Annotated in this window: 4 protein-coding genes; all 4 read left to right on the forward strand. The window is 44.9% G+C overall.

Annotated features, from left to right (window positions below; all coding sequences use genetic code 11):
* The first annotated feature begins 298 nt into the window (after positions 1-298).
* Positions 299-511 carry a cold shock-like protein CspH gene (gene cspH / locus ACUU1M_RS19840; RefSeq protein WP_001137523.1) on the forward strand — a complete coding sequence of 71 codons (213 nt, stop codon included), beginning with the start codon at positions 299-301 and terminating at the stop codon, positions 509-511.
* Between the two features lie 441 nt (positions 512-952).
* Positions 953-1,258, forward strand: coding sequence for a hypothetical protein (locus ACUU1M_RS19845; RefSeq protein WP_005074252.1), 306 nt, complete (start codon positions 953-955; stop codon positions 1,256-1,258).
* Between the two features lie 106 nt (positions 1,259-1,364).
* On the forward strand, positions 1,365-2,009 hold the full coding sequence (gene gfcB, locus ACUU1M_RS19850; RefSeq protein ID WP_001247605.1) for a lipoprotein GfcB: 645 nt from the start codon (positions 1,365-1,367) through the stop codon (positions 2,007-2,009).
* A partial coding sequence (locus ACUU1M_RS19855; RefSeq protein ID WP_449144769.1) for a capsule biosynthesis GfcC D2 domain-containing protein occupies positions 2,006-2,281 on the forward strand: 276 nt, incomplete at its 3' end. The genes gfcB and ACUU1M_RS19855, both read left to right, overlap by 4 nt.

A 2,281-nucleotide genomic window follows, 5' to 3' on the forward strand; every position in this document is an offset into this window, starting at 1 on the left:
TTTTATTAGACATATTTTACTTCCTTCATTTTGGGCCTTTCGGCAAACAGGGCTTTAATACAGAAACCACTTAGTGTTCAGGAGAGAGACTCAAAAGAAGGGGATAATGCCTGATAATGAGAACTGCTTTAGTAAACTACTTTGTATGCTGTCTGTCTTTCAAACCGACGCAGCTATTAAGGCATGATAATTGAGATTAAGCAAATTTTATTTTAGCCGTCCGGCGGTCTTAAATATCGCTGGCTTTATTTTATTAACCCCGTATAGTGCAGCGCAGTATTTTCAGTAAGGAATTTGTTTGCCCCGTAAAATGACAGGAATTGTCAAAACCTTTGATCGCAAAAGCGGCAAAGGATTCATTATCCCCTCCGACGGTCGTAAAGAAGTCCAGGTCCATATTTCCGCATTCACTCCCCGCGACGTAGAAGTGCTTATACCAGGATTACGCGTGGAATTTTGCCGCGTAAATGGCCTGCGAGGACCAACAGCGGCAAATGTTTATCTCTCTTAATATGACGCTGCTTGTTTAAAGCTGACTGGTTTTATTGGAATAGTTCAATAGTCAACACCATACATTATAACATCAGTTACTTTTCCACCAAGAAACTAATCCATTTAAGCGAATATCTCTGCACCTAATAGTTATAAATGCCATTTAACAGCCAGTTATAGTACCACTTGAAACTATATTACCAACAATAATTAATAGCTTTCGTAACAATTTTCTTATCTTTAATTCGTATTTTTCTAAGATTTATCTTATGCTCACAAGTCGTATTTCCAGAGGGAAATCGTTAACAATCTTATATTTCCCTCTGCGCGCCTTTCCCACCCGCAGTATATAGTGCTAGCGGTATGAGGAAAGGGAGATTTCACAAGGATGTTATACTCAAAGTAGACAATCCTGATCTCAAGCGTACGTATTGTCCATGCGATGAATAAAGGAAAAGTTATGAAACACAAGCTTTCTGCAATCCTTATGGCCTTCATGTTGACGACGCCAGCTGCGTTTGCTGCCCCTGAAGCAGCAAACGGGACCGAGGCAACGACAGGTACTACTGGCACCACAACGACCACTACAGGTGCAACCACGACTGCGGCTACCACTAGTGGCGTGGCTGCTGGCGCTGTCGGCACGGCGACAATTGTCGGTGTGGCAACGGCTGTTGGTGTGGCGACGTTGGCAGTAGTTGCAGCAAATGACAGTGGCGATGGCGGTTCTCATAACACCTCAACCACCACGTCCACTACGCGCTAATTCTGCTTAAACGCGTCGAAATTCAAGTTAAATAATACCCGGTTGCGATATTCGTACCGGGCTTTAGAGATTTGCATTTTTTTAATTAACCTTTCAAGGATTAAAGGTGCGCCCTCTTATTTTATCGATTTTCGCACTATTTCTTGCGGGATGTACGCACAGCCAGCAAAGTATGGTCGATACATTTCGCGCCAGCCTTTTCGATAATCAGGATATCACTGTAGCGGATCAGCATATCCAGGCGTTGCCTTATTCCACGATGTATTTACGCCTTAATGAAGGGCAACGAATCTTTGTGGTACTGGGATATATAGAACAAGAACAAAGCAAATGGTTATCCCAGGATAACGCCATGCTGGTTACCCACAATGGACGTCTTTTAAAGACCGTCAAACTTAATAATAATCTGCTGGAAGTGACAAATCCCGGGCGGGACCCTCTGCGTAACGCGCTGGCAATAAAAGATGGCAGCCGCTGGACGCGCGATATTCTCTGGAGTGAAGACAACCATTTTCGCTCTGCGACCCTAAGTTCTACTTTTTCCTTTGCTGGATTAGAGACGCTGAATATTGCGGGTCACAATGTGCTGTGTAATGTCTGGCAGGAAGAGGTGACTTCCACGCTGCCAGAAAAACAGTGGCAAAACACATTCTGGGTCGATTCGGCTACTGGCCAGGTTCGTCAAAGTCGGCAAATGTTAGGCGCAGGGGTTATTCCCGTAGAAATGACGTTTCTTAAACCCGCACCATGAATAAATTACAGTCGTATTTCATTGCCAGCGTACTTTACGTAATGACACCCCATGCCTTTGCGCAAGGAACAGTGACTATTTATCTGTCTAGCGAACAACAGACACTTTCCGTTGGCCCCGTGGAAAATGTTGTCCTGTTGGTGACACAACCGCAACTGCGCGATCGCCTCTGGTGGCCTGGTGCCTTGCTGACCGACTCTGCGGCGAAAGCTAAAGCGCTTAAAGACTACCAACATGTCATGGCACAGCTTGCTTCCTGGGAAGCAGAAGCT

It is taken from the genome of Shigella sp. SIG6, assembly GCF_053555815.1.

Coding starts and splice junctions, on each gene's coding strand:
- ACUU1M_RS19845 (WP_005074252.1), top strand. CDS start 953: ATGAAACACAAGCTTTCTGCAATCCTTATGGCCTTCATGTTGACGACG.